Here is a 16,865-nt window from a genome sequence, read left to right on the forward strand (position 1 = left end):
TAATAAAATTAATCTACGATGGTGATACCCATGCTGCGAGCAGTACCTTCAACCATACGCATTGCCGATTCTACGGAAGCTGCGTTAAGGTCAGGCATTTTTTGCTCTGCAATTTGACGAACAGCAGCGCGATTTACAGTTGCAACTTTCGTTTTATTCGGTTCACCGGAACCTTTTTCGATTTTAGCAGCAACTTTCAACAGAACAGCAGCCGGTGGAGTTTTGGTGATGAACGTAAAAGAACGATCCTCAAATACCGAAATTTCAACCGGAATAATCAGGCCTGCTTGATCAGCAGTACGAGCATTGAACTCTTTACAGAATGCCATGATGTTGACACCTGCTTGACCCAAAGCTGGACCTACTGGAGGCGCTGGATTAGCTTTCCCTGCAGGAATCTGCAGTTTTACCATTTTAATTACCTTTTTTGCCATGGATGACACCTCCTTGACTCAATAGTGGTAGACGGACCTATCGATCCTCCCACAAGAAACCTGTAAGAAAAATCTATATTTTCTCCACTTGAGTATAATCCAACTCAAGCGGGGTTTCCCGTCCAAACATGTTGACGTGAACCTTAAGCTTGCTCTTCTCAACCAAAATTTCTTCCACGGAGCCCACAAAATTCGCAAAAGGACCAACTTTAATTCGCACGGATTCCTTAACATCGAATTCAATCTTCGGTTTCGGCTCTACCATGCCCATATGCTTCAGAATCTGTTCAACTTCTTCTGGAAGCAATGGCGTCGGTTTGGAACCCGAGCCTGTCGACCCTACAAATCCCGTAACACCTGGTGTGTTGCGTACAACATACCAAGAGTCGTCGGTTTGGACCATTTCGACTAAGACATAACCAGGGTAGACTTTACGCATAACGGTTTTTTTCTTACCGTCCTTGGTTACCAGTTCTTCTTCCATAGGAACAAGAACACGGAATATCTTGTCTTCCATGCCCATGGACTCAACGCGTTTTTCCAAATTGGCTTTGACTTTGTTCTCATACCCTGAATAGGTATGAACGACGTACCATCTTTTTTCCATATCAAGCCACCTGGAACCCTTCCTAGATAATCGCTTCGATCACAGCGGAAATGCCGATATCGAGAACCCAAAAATAAATCGTGACGAACGCAATTGTCCCTATGACAATCAGCGTATAGTTGGTCAGTTCTTTACGATTGGGCCAGCGAACCTTCTTGAGTTCAGCCCAGCTTTCAGAGAAAAAGGAAAACAGAGACTTGAAACTGCGTTTCACGCCGACTACACCTCCAAAAACTATCTGGTTTCCCGATGAGAAGTCTGTTCGTTACAGGACTTACAGAATTTCTTCATCTCCATGCGGTCGGGGTGATTACGCTTGTTTTTCGTCGTTGTGTAATTTCTTTGTTTGCATGTTGTACAAGCCAAAGTAATAATTACCCGCATGATGTGCACCTCCCGAAGACATCCAACACCGGAAGTCTCATAATTGATCCTAAAAAAAACCGCGAATTTAGGCCTACCTAAAACACTTTATCACACGGGGTTTTCCATGTCAACGAATGTTTGCATACAATTCGCAGTCCCGGCTGTGGTGCATTTTAACATCTGTGCATCCTTTAAAACTGTTCTCTGAAAAGCTGCTTCAAAAATCAAGGCGATATCTATTATTCATCTTTTTTAGTATAAATCATTTGTAACACTTATAAACCTGCATAGCCTACCTATAACGAATAAAAAAAGACTCGGACTCGAGCCTTTTCCTTGTCAGCCTCTACTTTCAACTATCTCTTACTTCCAGATACTTTTCAAGTTTACGCTTGACCCGTTGCAGCGCGTTATCAATGGATTTCACATGGCGGTCAAGATCCTCTGCAATCTCCTGATACGAACGTCCGTCTAGATACAACATAAGTACCTTGCGTTCCAGCTCGCTCAGAATCTCGGACATCTTGTCCTCAAGGCCCACAAACTCTTCCTGATTGATTATCAGCTCTTCAGGGTCACTTACTTGTGTTCCGCAAATCACATCGAGCAACGTCCGGTCTGACTCTTCATCATAGATGGGCTTGTCCAGAGATACGTAAGAGTTCAGAGGAATGTGCTTTTGTCGTGTAGCCGTCTTAATTGCCGTAATAATCTGTCGTGTAATGCACAACTCGGCGAAAGCCTTGAACGAAGCAAGCTTGTCTCCCTTAAAATCACGAATGGATTTGTAGAGACCAATCATGCCCTCCTGAATAATATCCTCGCGATCAGCACCAATCAGGAAGTAGGATCTGGCCTTGGCCCGCACAAAGTTTCGGTATTTGTTAATCAGAAACTCCAGCGCTTCCCCATCACCTTCATGGACTGCTCCGACAATGTCTTCATCATTTTTGTAATCAAACTTTGACAACATGATATCCTTGAGGTCCACACTCACTAACAATCCCTCCGGCTGCAACGCAAGGTACCCGTTACTCTCTCAAATATACGACAAGTATACGCGATGTAACCTGATACCGTCAACCACAACAACCTAAAAAAGAAGAGCGCTAACAAAATTGTCAATGGTTTCAAAATGGAGGAGGGTCCAATTATTGGTTTATTCTCTTCTCCATCGTTCAAACAACTTTCGAAGCTCCGGACTCAGTTTGGCATCTAGCGAGTTACGGGACAATTTGGCACTATCCTGCTGGATTCGCTTCTGCACTTCCCTTTCGGATTCCTCAATCTCGATCAGTAATTCCCGCGCCGACACCCTGAGTGCACCTTGCCCAAATGCGACATGTTGCTCTACCTGATCGCTTGTGGCCACGTAAATACTTCTTCTTTTACTGCTCAGCTCCCGAACCAATCGCTCGATGCACTCATCAGCAGTTTCTTTTTCTCTGGTAAAATAAATTTGGACTTTGCTCTGGGCAAAGGTTTTACCTAATCCTGGCACCTTGTAAGCATCGAATACGACGATGACTCTTCTGCCGGAATACGCCTGATGATCCGCCAGCCGTTCAAGAAGTCTGTCCCTCGCTTCCTGCATACCAGATTGTACCAGTGCGGAAAGTTCGGGCCAGGCTCCAATCATGTTGTAACCGTCCACAAGCAGAACATCCCGCATGTCAGCCATATCGTTAGCCCCGTGCCTGTCGTCCGCGCAATACTTCGTACATGACAACACCTGCAGCTACAGAAGCATTAAGGGAATTAATTTGCCCCGCCATTGGCAGCTTGACGAGTACATCGCATTTCTCACGGATCAAACGGCCCATCCCTTTATTTTCGTTACCAATGACAATGGCTACCGGTCCCGTGAATACTCCATTCCCAAAGACAGGGTCTTTCGCTGTAACATCCGTACCAACTACCCATACACCCTCTTCTTTAAGACGGTCAATGGTTTGTCCCAGATTGTTTACACGCGCCACCGGGACGTACTCCACAGCACCTGCCGATGTTTTGGACACCGTTACAGTTACAGCTGCAGAACGCCTTTTCGGCACAATAACACCATGCGCTCCAGTACAGTCCGCTGTACGAAGGATGGAGCCCAAATTATGAGGGTCTTCAATCTCATCCAGCAAAATTAAAAACGGCTCTTCTCCCTTATCACGAGCAGTGGCGAGCAATTCTTCCACTTCAACATAGGCAAAAGGCGCAGCTTGCGCGACCACTCCCTGATGCTGAATGCCCGGAACCATTTGATCCAGCTTACGCTTGTCCACCTGCAAAACAATGATTCCTGCTTTTTTCGCCTCAGCTGTAATCGGCAGCGTCAAATGTTTTTGTGCATTATCCGCAATCCATATTTTATTTATCGTTCTGCCTGAACGCAATGCCTCTGTTACCGAATGCTTACCGGCAATCCATTCTTCTTCCATCTCTAGCTTCCTCCCGGGAAACGGACGATGCTTGTTCCATCCAGTCCGTTCCCATTTATGATTTTTCTGTATTTTCCATTTGTGCAATTCCGAACGTAATCAACTCTCTTAATCTGTCCAAATGTCCATCACAATAAAGAGATCCAACCAACCCTTCCAGTGCAGTGGCATGCCGATACTCAAGCACATCAGCATTTTTGGGCAAACTTCCTGATTTAGCATTTCTTCCTTGTCGGACAATATCGCGTTCTTCTTCCGTCAGTACCTTTTCCAATAGCCCCAACATGCGACTCTGCGCCTTGGCGGAGACTAGCCCTGTGGCTCGCCGATGCAGATGGTTTGGACGCAGGTTAGGCTGAGCCAACAAATATTGCCGGACAGCTACCTCGTACACTGCATCACCAATGTAAGCTAGTGCAATGGGGGGCATCAAACGGGCTGGCTTGGATGCAGGGTACGGGAACCAGTTCCCCGTACCTTCCGATGCTTCTGAGTTCATTGGCTTATCACTCATTTTCGCCGCCACCGCATACCCTGTGCCGTATCTTCAAGCACAATGCCTTTTGCAGCCAACAGATCGCGAATTTCGTCAGCTCTACCCCAGTTTTTGGTCTTACGAGCTTCGACACGTTCTGCAATTAACTGCTCGATTTCGTCATCCAGCAACTCTTCACTCGGTTCCGAATAAATGCGAAGTACGCTATTCATCGAATGAAAGGTATGCAATACAGCTTGTAATTCCGCCTGATGTACGACATCTCGCTGCAACAAATGGTTTGCTTCGCTAACCCAATCAAATACAGCAGTAATCGCATCAGGTGTATTGAAATCATCATTCATTTTTTCGCCAAACTGCTGCAAAATTCCGTCGAGCTTCGTTTGCAGTTCCGTCGATACTCCCCCATTACCTTCCAGCGCATTAGCTAAACGATGCTTCACATTGGCAACTGCATTGGCGATCCGCTCGACACTGTTCTCCGCCTGACTCATAGTCTCTTGGTTATAGTTCAACGGATTCCGGTAATGTGTCGACAACATAAAATAACGTAAAGCCTCCGGCTTGTGGTGAGCGCGCAAATCTTTAACCAAAATACCATTACCGAGTGATTTCGACATTTTTTCATTATCTATGCGAATATATCCGTTATGCATCCAGTAGCGAGATAAAGGCTTACCCGTAATCACTTCAGATTGTGCGCATTCACATTCATGATGCGGAAATTGCAGATCCTGTCCGCCCCCATGAATATCCAGTGTATCCCCTAAATAGTGGCGAGCCATAGCAGAGCATTCGATATGCCAGCCTGGTCGTCCATCTCCCCAAGGGCTCGACCAATGAATTTCACCCGGCTTCGCTGCCTTCCAGAGTACAAAGTCCTCGGCATTTTCCTTGCGTTCATCCACATTGATGCGAATTCCGAACTGAAGCTCTTCCAGATTTTGACCTGATAGTTGTCCGTAATCTTTGAACTTTTTGGTTCGATAGAACACATCGCCATCATTTTCATAAGCATAGCCTTTATCTACCAATTCCTTAATAAAATCAATAATCAGGTCCATACTCTCTGTTACACGAGGGTTCATGCTGGCAGCAGGAACATTCAATCCTGCCAGATCCTCATGGTAGGCAGCAATAAATTTCTCAGCAACTGCCGAAACATCCATATCAAGTTCCCGAGCTTTGCGGATTAGTTTATCATCGACATCCGTAAAATTCACCACATAGTTTACATCATAGCCCAAGTACTCCAGGTAGCTCCGCACCACGTCAAATACAATTACAGGTCGTGCATTGCCAATATGAATGTAATCATACACGGTAGGTCCGCATACATACATTTTAACCTTTCCAGGCTCCAGTGGCACAAAAGGCTCCCGACTCCTCGTCATTGTATTATAAATTTGAAGCGGCATTGTTATGTTCCTCCCTCATGAAAATCATTTTTCTAATTTATTCTCTTGGGTCACCTGATGTTTCTGAGCGGATGGCCCATCCTTCAAATCAGATATTTCTGCACGCAAACGTTCAATTTCCCGTTGAAGTTCTCTCATGGAGTCCACAACCGGATCAGGCAATTGATGACTAAGTCGGTCTGGCCGCCTACCATCCTGTCTGACAACTCGCCCCGGAATGCCCACCACCGTACTGTTTGGTGGGACTTCTTTGAGCACAACCGAGTTGGAGCCAATGTTGGACTGTGCCCCAATCGTAAAAGAGCCCAATATCTTCGCACCAGAGCCGATAACAACATTATTCCCAATGGTCGGATGGCGCTTCCCTTTCTCTTTCCCAGTCCCGCCGAGTGTGACCCCCTGATACAATACGACATCGTCGCCAATCTCACAGGTTTCACCGATGACAACTCCCATGCCATGGTCAATGAACAGCCGATCTCCGATACGAGCGCCAGGATGAATTTCAATGCCTGTCATAAACCTCGATACCTGGGATATAACACGAGCTAGAGTACACCAGTTTCGCAAATAAAACCAATGTGCGATTCGGTGTGCCCAAAGGGCATGAACGCCGGAATACGTAAAAATGACCTCAAGCTTACTCCGGGCGGCCGGATCATTATCCAAAACAGTCTGAATGTCGGATTTGAAATGTCTGAACATGTCGCCCTCCTATTCCCTTCATATCCTTGCCGCATCATCACAACACTTCACGTTCCGCCAATTTTCGCATCCACCAGCACTCTTCGACATTTTTCTATCTATAATGAGTCTGAGTCTGATAAAAAAGAAAAAGCGCCTCCGCAGCCTAAGCTGCAGAGACGCATGAACGTGGTCCCACTCTGCTTCGAACATACCTGCTGCATAAAAAAGCAGAGCAGTTCGTCTTTAGCGTCCTGTAACGGGAACGACTCGGCACGCCCTTGTCACATCAGCATTTGACGCTAATGAGAGTTTGGGCGCACGGCTCCCAGGCGCATTTCCTCCGCAGGTCATCTGGACGGCTCTCAGCCTGGGGTTTCCCCTCGACCGTCCTCTCTGGCAGATGCCCTTATGCAGTGTACTTCTCCTGTTCGCAGCCTTTACACGTAAATATCAATCCGTATCAATGGAGTCATTATAGCGAAAAGACAACAAATTGACAAGAAATATCAGCCTTTAATTTGTGCCTTAAGACGATCCAGTACCTTGTCACGTCCGAGCAAAAAGATGGTTTCATTCAGATCCCGTCCATGAGTTTGGCCTGTAAGAGCCACACGAATCGGCATGAATAGTTGTTTTCCCTTAAAACCAGTTTCCTTTTGAACTTCCTTGATCAGCTTAGCCATTTGTGGAGCTGTAAATTCCTCGCTCGTTTCAACTTTACCTGCAAAAGCTCTAAGCACCTCCGGAACCTGCTCTTCGGCCAATACAGCTGCTGCTTCAGCATCCAGTTCCAGATGTGAACGGAAAAACAACTCAGACAACGCTACAATGTCGGATGCAGAAGTCATCTGTTCCTGGTATAAGCGAACCAGGGCCTTAGCCCAATCCAGTTGTTCCGCAGACAGTTCAGTCGGCAACAGCCCCGCTGCCTGGAGATGTGGAATCGCCATGCTTGCAATTCGCTCAGGATCAGCCTTTTTAATATAGTGATTGTTCAGGTAAGCAAGCTTATTTGTATCAAACACAGCTGGACTTTTGGACAAACGATTAGGATCGAAAATCGAAATCAGTTGTTCCCGATCATAGATCTCTTCTTCACCTTCCGGGGACCAGCCCAGCAGTGCAATGAAGTTGAATATAGCTTCTGGCAAATAGCCCAACTTGTCATACTGCTCCATGAACTGAATAATGGATTCGTTACGCTTACTGAGCTTTTTGTGATCCTCGCCTACAATCAGCGTCATATGACCGAAGCGTGGCGGCTCCCAGCCAAGAGCTTCAAAGATCATCAACTGCCGCGGTGTATTGGAAACATGGTCTTCACCCCGTAGTACATGCGATATTTTCATCAAATAATCGTCAACTGCTACAGCGAAGTTATATGTCGGAATACCATCCTTTTTGACGATAACAAAATCGCCGCTTTCCTTGGAATTGAATGTAATTTGACCTTTAACGATATCGTCAAACGTATATTCACGATCTTCCGGTACGCGAAAACGAATACTTGGTACACGGCCCTCTGCTTCAAATGCCCGGCACTGTTCTTCTGTTAAATCACGATGTTTCCCAGAATAGCGTGGTGTCTCCCCACGTGCCGTCTGCTCTTCACGCTCGCGCTCCAGCTCTTCTTCAGTGCAGTAACAACGGTAAGCCAAACCACGGTCCAGCAAATCCTGCCAGTATGTTTTATATATGTCCAAGCGTTCAGTCTGACGATAAGGTCCAAACTCGCCTCCCACGTCTACGCTCTCATCCCAGTCCATACCCAACCATTTCAAATATTTAAGTTGGCTTTCTTCTCCGCCCTCAATATTGCGCTTCACATCTGTGTCTTCGATACGAATAATAAATTTCCCACCTTGATTGCGGGCAAACAAATAATTAAATAATGCCGTTCTGGCATTTCCAATGTGCAGATGCCCTGTAGGGCTTGGTGCATAACGTACACGAACTTCCGTGCTCATATAATCTCCTCCAAATTGAATTACTCAAGATGATAGCATTTACTTGATAAGACAGACAACCGATTGAGCCGCGATTCCTTCACCCCGTCCGGGAAACCCGAGTTGCTCTGTCGTGGTCGCCTTGACGTTCACCTGGGATAGCTCCTCTGCTTCCAGCGCTCGAGCGATGACTTCATTCATCTGCGGAATATACGATGCCATTTTGGGCTTTTGTGCGATAATCGTAGAATCAATATTCCCCAAGCGATATCCTCGCTCTTTAGCTAGTCCCCACACATGCTCCAGTAGCTTAAGACTGTCGGCATCCTTAAATTCTGGGTCGTTATCCGGAAAATGCTTCCCGATGTCTCCCAAGCCAAGCGCGCCCAAGATGGCATCGCTAATGGCATGCAGCAGCACGTCTGCATCGGAATGGCCCAACAAACCTTTTTCATACGGTATATTCACACCTCCGATGATGCATGGCCTTCCTTCCACCAGCTGGTGGACGTCAAATCCTTGTCCCACTCTGATCACTTGATATCCTCTCCCTCTGTTTTTACCCATAACGCCGCCATATCCAAATCCTCAGGCGTAGTAATTTTGATGTTCTTGTAGCTGCCTTGAACGACAGTAACCGGAATTCCTAGCCGTTCTATCAGCATAGAATCATCTGTTCCCAAGAATCCCGACTGCTCCGCTTCCTCATAGGCTCGCAGCAGATCGGAAAGACGAAAAGTCTGTGGCGTTTGAATACTCCACAGACTTCGGCGATCCGGCGTAGCTGTAATGATACCATCCCCGTTCACTTGCTTGACCGTATCCTTTACAGGTACTGCCGCTACAGAAGCACCAGTACGCTGGGCTACCTCAAGGCATGAACGTACAAGCTCAGGTTGAATTAGTGGACGCACACCATCATGCACCATCACCCAATCCGCTTGTAAGAGGCGCAGACCGCGATAAACCGAATGCTGGCGTTCACTGCCACCAGCCACCACCCGTACATTTTTACCGATTTTGTATTGATGAATCCAATCTCGGCAGCGTTCCACATCTCCTGTCCCAGTCACCATCACCATTTCATCCACTTCGGGCATAGCTGCGAATATTTCAAGTGTATGTATGAAGATGGGCTTGTCCCGCAAAAGCAGAAATTGCTTGCTCTCCTGCGTCCCCATACGGGAGCCGCGCCCTGCTGCCACAATGACAACTCCTACCCGATTGTTCATTCAAATAACTCCTGCCCTGACCGCACTTGGACGATCCGTATGATAACACATCTACTTCATCATACCGCGTTTATTGAGCTTTTTCCAATAATTTCGGTTTGGCAAAGATCATACGGCCGGCTGAGGTCTGAAGTACACTCGTGACCAGCACCTCCATCAGAGAGCCAATATAGTCACGTCCGCCTTCTACAACAATCATCGTGCCATCATCCAGATAGGCTACACCCTGCCCATGCTCCTTGCCGTCTTTAATAATCTGCACCATAATTTCCTCACCGGGCAGTACGACAGGCTTCACTGCATTCGCCAAATCGTTAATATTCAGCACTGATACACCTTGAAGTTCGCATACTTTATTCAGGTTAAAATCATTAGTTACAACTTTACCCTGTAACACCTTTGCCAGCTTAACCAACTTACTGTCGACCTCTGAAATTTCCTCAAAATCACCTTCGTAAATGAGTACATTTACATCCAGTTCTTTTTGGATTTTATTCAAAATATCCAGACCTCTCCGTCCACGATTACGCTTAAGTAAATCTGATGAATCTGCAATATGCTGAAGCTCCTCCAACACAAATTCAGGAATTACAATTGTTCCTTCAATAAAACCTGTCTTGCAAATATCCGCAATACGCCCATCTATAATGACGCTGGTGTCCAATATTTTATGTTCCTCCAGCTTGCGTTCTTCTACACCCGTTCCCCGACCAAAAAAACCAGAACTCCAAAAGGATGACAGCTCGTCCCTCTTTTCTAGCCCAACCATCAATCCTACATATCCGCATATCACGGTAACAGCGGTCTGGATAAGTTGACCCGGGGCCCCCAACCATGAAAAAAGCGGGTAAACTGCTAAGGAAAGTATCAATCCCACCGCTAATCCAATCACACCTGCCATCATCTCGTTCATCGGAATTCGTACCAAGCCTTCAATGCCCTGCTGCAACCGATTCGCCACGGATGCCCCTGCGAATGAACACCCAGCCATAAATAGCACTGCTCCCGCCATCATCCAAACAATCATTCCTGGTAAAGACCCATCACTCAACCATTGCGGCATCCACGTTACAATGCCTCCTACCCGCTGGTATAATGTATAGCCAAACCATGCTCCGCACAATCCTGTAAAAGTTAAAATAGCCTTTCTCCACATTGAGTCTCTATACCTCCTTTATTTTCTTTTCATATAGTCTGCTATTTATTGGATACATAGCATTTCTCTTACCAGTATGATCCATTTTCATCATAACTAACCCTGTGTTTTCACTTTTTATGCATAAAAAAAAGCATTTATCTCCCTGAAATGCTTCAAGGAAATAAATGCTTATTCTTGCTTGATACTAACGCTGTGAATGACGATATTGATCGTCCTGTTCTTCCTGACTGGAACGCTCCCGACCACGTCCACGTCTGCGTGACAGCTTACGAATGTTCAGCTTCATGCCATACAATGCATACAGCACCAGCGGTACAAAAATCAGCTTCGACAGCTGGTCAGGGAATTTAACAGCCAACACCACCGCTGCAATTACGACCCATGGAGCAACCCAGATCGCTTTTTTGGGGAGGCCGACCTTTTTAAAATTAGGATATCTCATGGAGCTGACCATCAAATAAGAAACCAGCAACATGGCAATCGACATGTATAACAATGAAATATCGTTATGGAATAAGGACAAAGTCGCTAATACCCCACCTGCTGCCGGAATTGGCAAACCCGTAAAATAACCTGGTACACCAGGACGTACGTTAAATCGAGCCAAACGCAACGCTCCGCACATCGGGAAAATGGCAGTAACCGTCCAAGCGAGAGCCGAATTCGCATCATGAAAAGCAACCATGTACATAATAACTGCGGGAGCAACACCAAAAGATATCATATCTGATAAGGAGTCCAGTTCTTTACCGAATTCGCTTTGGGCATTCAGGACCCGGGCCATCCTTCCATCCAGTCCGTCCAACAACATGGCGACAATAACCATAATAGCGGCAAGACTGTATTTTCCGTCTACAGCCAATAAAATGGCGATCATTCCGAGAAACAAGTTACCTAAGGTACACATGTTCGGAATTGATTTGGTAATCATCTCTTCACCTCAATGTATGAATTGTTCCATTATAATCCTTTCACTGTATTACATTTACATTTGCCTGTCAATGAAAACTTGTTCCTGCAAACGTTTAAGACCTTCTTTAATCGTACGCGCACGAACCTCTCCAATACCATCCACTTCATCCAGTTCTTCTATCGTTGCTGTCATGACATGTGGAAAACGTCCAAACCGCTCCACCAGATTATGAATAATCACATTCGGCAAACGCGGTATCTTGTTCAGTACCCGATAGCCGCGTGCAGCAATATACTCTTCTGATGTCGCAGCTGAAGAAGGGTAGCCTAGTAAACGTACAATATGATTCACATCCAACAATTCGTCGTCCGTAGAACGTTTGAGTCCCAATATAATTTCACGAATCTTCTCGTCGCTATCGTCTTTGGCATAATCCTTATACAGCAACCATGCTTCTTCCTCAATGTTGCTGACAAGCTCTTCCATCTGCATACTAATCAGACGGCCCTCATTTCCGAGCTCGTTAATAAATCGTTTGATCTCCATTTTGATGCGTAGCACCATTTCGATCCGCTGGATGACATTAACGACCTCCGGCATGGTAACCAGCTCTTCAAATTCAGATGCTGTCAAATTCGTAGAGGCTTGCCCCAACACGGATCTATATTTTTCTAACGTCTGAATAGCCTGATTGGCTTTCGTTAAAATAACCCCGATTTCCTTGAGCGCATACCGTAATGTCCCCTGATACAAGGTAATAATATTACGCCGCTGGGAAATAGACACCACTAGTTTGCCAGTCTGCTTTGCAACTCGTTCTGCTGTCCGGTGCCGAATTCCTGTTTCAATTGAAGAAATGGAGGAGTCCGGAATCAGTTGCGTATTGGCATATAAAATTCGTTTTAAATCCTCGCTCAATATGATTGCGCCGTCCATTTTAGCCAACTCATACAAATAGTTCGGCGAAAAATCACAATTAATGGAGAAACCGCCATCCACGACTTCCATAACTTCTGGGCTATAGCCAACGACCAGAAGAGCACCCGTTTTGGCACGCAAAACGTTTTCCAACCCGTCGCGAAAGGGAGTTCCCGGTGCCACAAGCCGCAGCAAATCGTTCATTTTATCCAGTTGGCTCGCTTCTTTCATTCTCAATGCCCCCTAATCTAATGCGGCTGCCAGTGCATCTGCCACCGTTCCTACTCCTATGATTTGAATCCCTTTCGGATGTGTCCAGCCCTTCAAGCTTTTCTCCGGCATAATCACCCGTTTGAAACCTAGTTTCTCCGCTTCCCGTACTCGCTGTTCTGCTCGGGATACCGCACGTACCTCACCTGTCAGTCCCACCTCGCCAAAAATCACATCGTACGGCTTGGTAGGAGCATCCCTAAAGCTGGAAGCAATGCTCACAGCTATAGCCAAATCCACCGCCGGTTCATCCAACTTCACGCCTCCAGCTACGTTGAGATAGGCGTCCTGGTTTTGCAAAAACATGCCCATCCGCTTTTCTAGCACGGCTATGATTAATCCCATTCGATGATGATCGACTCCTGTGCCCATTCGGCGCGGAGATGGAAAATGCGTAGCTGCAATCAATGCTTGCAGTTCAACCAATACAGGTCGGGTTCCTTCCATACTGGCTACAACAGTAGAACCCGCTACCCCCAATGGTCGTTCAGACAGGAATAGTTCAGAAGGATTTGACACCTCACGCAAACCGCTTTCAGCCATTTCAAAAATACCAATTTCATTTGTAGAACCGAAACGGTTTTTAACTGCACGCAAAAGCCGATACGTATGATGACGCTCTCCTTCAAAATAAAGCACACAATCAACCATATGTTCCAACAAACGTGGACCTGCAATGGCCCCTTCCTTGGTCACATGTCCTACCAATACCGTAGCAATACCTAGCCCCTTGGCAATTCGCATAAAGCGTGAAGTACACTCCCGCACCTGAGCCACACTACCTGGTGCACTCGTCACCTCAGGCAAATATACGGTCTGTATCGAGTCGATGACCAAAAATTCCGGCTTCAAGCTGTCCACCGCTTCTTCAATCGTCTCCAAATTCGTCTCACATAATACGTATAGGCTGGGGGACAAGGCACCGAGCCGATCTGCACGTAGTTTCGTTTGACGGACAGATTCCTCACCAGACACGTATAGCACCTTTAAACCAGTTAAAGCTAGCTCATTAGATGTTTGCAGCATAAGCGTAGATTTACCGATTCCCGGATCACCGCCCACCAAAACGAGTGAACCCGGCACCACACCTCCACCGAGTACTCGATTCAATTCGCCAATTCCCGTCAAAATTCGTGTTTCTTTGCCACTCTCCACCTCTATAATAGGGAGTGGCTTGTCTTTTGTGCTATGAGTAAGAAGGGAAGACCCCATTCCTTGAGTTTTTACAACGCTTTCCGTTTCTTCGACCATGGAATTCCATGCCTGGCATCCAGGACATTTTCCGTACCATTTGGGCGATTCATAACCACATTCCGTACAGGAAAATTTAGTTTTCACTTTAGCCATACTTTATTCCTGGGCTCCTTATTGACGACGATAATGTCAAATTTATGTTCATACAGCCCAGAAAGAGCTGTAACAATAAAAGTTTACCATTGAAGCTTGGCGGACGTAAAGCAATATCACAAACTTTCCCAAAGCATTTACCCAACCATTTTACCGTGTTTTATACACAAAAAGGGTGTCTTCGCAATAGCTTTCCAGCCTGCGAGACACCCTTTTCTACTATTTATTTAGTAAACTGCTTTAGGACTTGGCAGATACATTATCCTTTTTCGTTACAGTCAATGCACCATTCTCCTCATCAATGAAGAGAGAGTCACCCTTAGTAATGTTGCCAGTCAACAGTTCCTCGGACAGACGATCTTCAATATGCTTCTGGATTGCACGACGCAATGGACGCGCACCATACGCTGGATCAAAGCCTTCCTTGGCAAGGAATTTTTTAGCGTTGTCTGTCAACTCGAAGTCCACCTCATACTCATTCAGGCGCTTACGCAGCTCCTCAGACATGAGTGACACAATTTCGGCAATATGTTTTTCTTCGAGAGAATGGAAAACGATAATTTCATCAATCCGGTTCAAGAACTCAGGACGGAAGCTTTTCTTCAGTTCATCCATCACTTTGCCCTTCATATTATCGTAATCCGCCCCAGCGTCCACTACAGCTGTAAAACCAAGCGTGGAGTTACGTTTAATCGCCTGTGCACCGACATTAGATGTTAGGATGATGAGTGTATTACGGAAATCAACAACACGACCTTTGGAATCTGTCAAACGACCATCTTCCAGCACTTGCAGAAGAATATTGAATACTTCTGGGTGTGCTTTTTCAATTTCATCCAGCAACACAACAGAGTATGGCTTACGACGTACCTTCTCAGTCAGCTGACCGCCTTCTTCATATCCAACGTACCCTGGAGGCGCTCCTACCAGACGGGACGTGGAGTGCTTCTCCATATATTCGGACATATCGATACGGATAACCGCATTTTCATCTCCAAACATGGATTCAGCCAAGGCGCGTGCCAACTCTGTTTTACCAACCCCAGTTGGACCGAGGAAAATAAAGGAACCAATTGGACGCTTCGGATCTTTCAGTCCGGCACGTGCCCGGCGAATCGCCCGGCTTACTGCCTTAACTGCTTCATCCTGTCCAATTACCCGCTCATGCAGCAACTCTTCCATATTCAACAAGCGGTGTGTTTCTTCCTCTTTCAGCTTGCTGACTGGAACACCTGTCCAGATTGCAACGACTTGAGCGATATCCTCTGGTGTAACTTCAGAATCTGTACGACCCTGTTGTTCTTTCCATTGGTTTTTCGTCACGTCTAGCTCTTCACGGATTTTTTGCTCTGTATCACGCAGTGCTGCCGCTTTTTCAAACTCCTGACTTTGTACCGCTGAATCCTTTTCCTTACGAATATCTTCCAGACGGTTTTCCAGCTGTTTCAGGTTTGGTGGTACAGTGTAAGAATTCAGCCTTACTTTGGAGCCCGCTTCATCAATAAGGTCAATAGCCTTATCTGGCAGGAAGCGATCGGTGATATAACGATCTGACAATTTTACAGCCGCTTCAATAGCCTCATCTGTGATTTTCACACGGTGATGCGCTTCGTAACGGTCACGCAGGCCATACAAGATTTGAATTGCCTCTTCTGGAGAAGGTTGATCCACTGTAATTGGTTGAAAACGACGCTCCAAAGCAGCATCTTTCTCAATATATTTGCGGTATTCATCGAGCGTGGTCGCACCGATGCATTGCAGCTCGCCACGTGCCAGAGCAGGTTTCAGGATGTTGGATGCATCAATTGCGCCTTCCGCTCCACCAGCACCAATCAGTGTATGCAGCTCATCAATGAACAATACGATATTACCCGCTTGACGAATCTCGTCCATAATTTTTTTCAAACGATCCTCGAATTCACCACGATACTTGGTGCCTGCTACCACAGAACCCATATCCAGCGTCATTACGCGCTTGTCGCGCAACGTTTCAGGAATCTCATTCGCTATGATTTTTTGGGCCAATCCTTCGGCAATCGCCGTTTTACCTACCCCAGGCTCACCGATTAGAACCGGATTGTTCTTTGTACGGCGGCTGAGCACCTGAATTACGCGTTCAATTTCCTTGCTACGCCCAATAACAGGGTCCAGGTTGTTTTCCTTCGCAGATGCCGTCAGATCGCGTGCCAGACTGTCCAGAGTTGGCGTGCTGACATTAGCTGGAGCACCGTGATGGCTGGAAACAGCCTCGCTGCTGCCGAGCAATTGAAGCACTTGCTGACGCGCTTTGTTCAGACTGATGCCCAGGTTGTTCAGTACACGTGCTGCTACGCCTTCGCCTTCACGAATAAGACCAAGCAAAATATGTTCTGTACCTACATAGGTATGGCCCAGTTTGCGGGCTTCATCCATGGACAGTTCGATGACTTTTTTGGCGCGTGGAGTATAGGCAATGTTCGTCGGTTGCTCTTGACCGCGTCCAATCAGCGTTTCCACTTCATCCTGGATTTTTTCCAGTCCCAGCCCTAAACCGATTAAGGCTTTCGCGGCTATTCCTTCACCTTCACGAATGAGGCCTAGCAAAATGTGCTCTGTGCCAATGTTGTTGTGTCCCAATCGAACAGCTTCTTCCTGAGCCAA

General features: G+C 46.4%; 18 protein-coding genes. All 18 read right to left on the bottom strand.

Going from position 1 to position 16,865, the window contains the following annotated elements:
• Positions 1-8: 8 nt before the first annotated feature.
• A complete protein-coding gene (rplK, locus tag GRP75_RS06195) occupies positions 9-434 on the bottom strand; it encodes a 50S ribosomal protein L11 (RefSeq protein WP_007432595.1) in 426 nt (141 codons plus the stop codon).
• A 73-nt stretch (positions 435-507) separates the two neighbouring features.
• On the bottom strand, positions 508-1,041 hold the full coding sequence (nusG, locus tag GRP75_RS06200; protein ID WP_007432596.1) for a transcription termination/antitermination protein NusG: 534 nt from the start codon (positions 1,039-1,041) through the stop codon (positions 508-510).
• A 22-nt stretch (positions 1,042-1,063) separates the two neighbouring features.
• Complete coding sequence (gene secE / locus GRP75_RS06205; protein ID WP_013312170.1) at positions 1,064-1,255, bottom strand: preprotein translocase subunit SecE; 192 nt, start codon at positions 1,253-1,255, stop codon at positions 1,064-1,066.
• 20 nt (positions 1,256-1,275) lie between these two features.
• Positions 1,276-1,425: a 50S ribosomal protein L33 gene (gene rpmG, locus GRP75_RS06210; protein WP_023990562.1), complete on the bottom strand. Its 150-nt coding sequence runs from the start codon at positions 1,423-1,425 to the stop codon at positions 1,276-1,278.
• Between the two features lie 334 nt (positions 1,426-1,759).
• Positions 1,760-2,404 (bottom strand): RNA polymerase sporulation sigma factor SigH, encoded by a 645-nt coding sequence (gene sigH / locus GRP75_RS06215; RefSeq protein ID WP_016324748.1) that lies wholly within the window; start codon positions 2,402-2,404, stop codon positions 1,760-1,762.
• Between the two features lie 162 nt (positions 2,405-2,566).
• A complete protein-coding gene (locus GRP75_RS06220) occupies positions 2,567-3,088 on the bottom strand; it encodes an NYN domain-containing protein (RefSeq protein ID WP_075154816.1) in 522 nt (173 codons plus the stop codon).
• A gap of 4 nt (positions 3,089-3,092) precedes the next feature.
• A complete protein-coding gene (gene rlmB / locus GRP75_RS06225; protein WP_023990564.1) occupies positions 3,093-3,839 on the bottom strand; it encodes a 23S rRNA (guanosine(2251)-2'-O)-methyltransferase RlmB in 747 nt (248 codons plus the stop codon).
• Between the two features lie 55 nt (positions 3,840-3,894).
• Positions 3,895-4,353 (bottom strand): Mini-ribonuclease 3, encoded by a 459-nt coding sequence (locus tag GRP75_RS06230; RefSeq protein ID WP_028542623.1) that lies wholly within the window; start codon positions 4,351-4,353, stop codon positions 3,895-3,897.
• The gene (cysS, locus tag GRP75_RS06235; protein ID WP_025723808.1) at positions 4,350-5,753 is read right to left on the bottom strand and encodes a cysteine--tRNA ligase; all 1,404 of its coding nucleotides are present in this window, start codon (positions 5,751-5,753) and stop codon (positions 4,350-4,352) included. The genes GRP75_RS06230 and cysS overlap by 4 nt, the downstream gene beginning before the upstream one ends.
• Before the next feature lie 24 nt (positions 5,754-5,777).
• Complete coding sequence (cysE, locus tag GRP75_RS06240; RefSeq protein ID WP_013312176.1) at positions 5,778-6,458, bottom strand: serine O-acetyltransferase; 681 nt, start codon at positions 6,456-6,458, stop codon at positions 5,778-5,780.
• A gap of 488 nt (positions 6,459-6,946) precedes the next feature.
• Entirely contained in the window at positions 6,947-8,407 is a 1,461-nt protein-coding gene (gene gltX / locus GRP75_RS06245; RefSeq protein WP_160788860.1) for a glutamate--tRNA ligase, read from the bottom strand.
• A gap of 39 nt (positions 8,408-8,446) precedes the next feature.
• Positions 8,447-8,923, bottom strand: a complete 477-nt coding sequence (gene ispF, locus GRP75_RS06250) for a 2-C-methyl-D-erythritol 2,4-cyclodiphosphate synthase (RefSeq protein WP_025723806.1) — start codon at positions 8,921-8,923, stop codon at positions 8,447-8,449.
• Positions 8,920-9,618 carry a 2-C-methyl-D-erythritol 4-phosphate cytidylyltransferase gene (ispD, locus tag GRP75_RS06255; RefSeq protein WP_160788861.1) on the bottom strand — a complete coding sequence of 233 codons (699 nt, stop codon included), beginning with the start codon at positions 9,616-9,618 and terminating at the stop codon, positions 8,920-8,922. Before ispD ends, ispF begins: the two co-directional genes overlap by 4 nt.
• 70 nt (positions 9,619-9,688) lie before the next feature.
• Complete coding sequence (locus GRP75_RS06260; protein WP_023990569.1) at positions 9,689-10,774, bottom strand: PIN/TRAM domain-containing protein; 1,086 nt, start codon at positions 10,772-10,774, stop codon at positions 9,689-9,691.
• Positions 10,775-10,961: 187 nt separating this feature from the next.
• Positions 10,962-11,708 (bottom strand): CDP-diacylglycerol--serine O-phosphatidyltransferase, encoded by a 747-nt coding sequence (gene pssA, locus GRP75_RS06265; protein ID WP_023990570.1) that lies wholly within the window; start codon positions 11,706-11,708, stop codon positions 10,962-10,964.
• A gap of 54 nt (positions 11,709-11,762) precedes the next feature.
• On the bottom strand, positions 11,763-12,839 hold the full coding sequence (gene disA, locus GRP75_RS06270; protein ID WP_013373290.1) for a DNA integrity scanning diadenylate cyclase DisA: 1,077 nt from the start codon (positions 12,837-12,839) through the stop codon (positions 11,763-11,765).
• 12 nt (positions 12,840-12,851) lie between these two features.
• Positions 12,852-14,225, bottom strand: coding sequence for a DNA repair protein RadA (radA, locus tag GRP75_RS06275; RefSeq protein ID WP_013312184.1), 1,374 nt, complete (start codon positions 14,223-14,225; stop codon positions 12,852-12,854).
• A gap of 240 nt (positions 14,226-14,465) precedes the next feature.
• Positions 14,466-16,865: ATP-dependent Clp protease ATP-binding subunit (locus tag GRP75_RS06280; RefSeq protein WP_160788862.1), on the bottom strand; the 2,400-nt coding region annotated here is incomplete at its 5' end.

Source organism: Paenibacillus sp. OT2-17, from assembly GCF_009827695.1.
GTDB classification, from domain to species: Bacteria; Bacillota; Bacilli; order Paenibacillales; family Paenibacillaceae; genus Paenibacillus; species Paenibacillus polymyxa_B.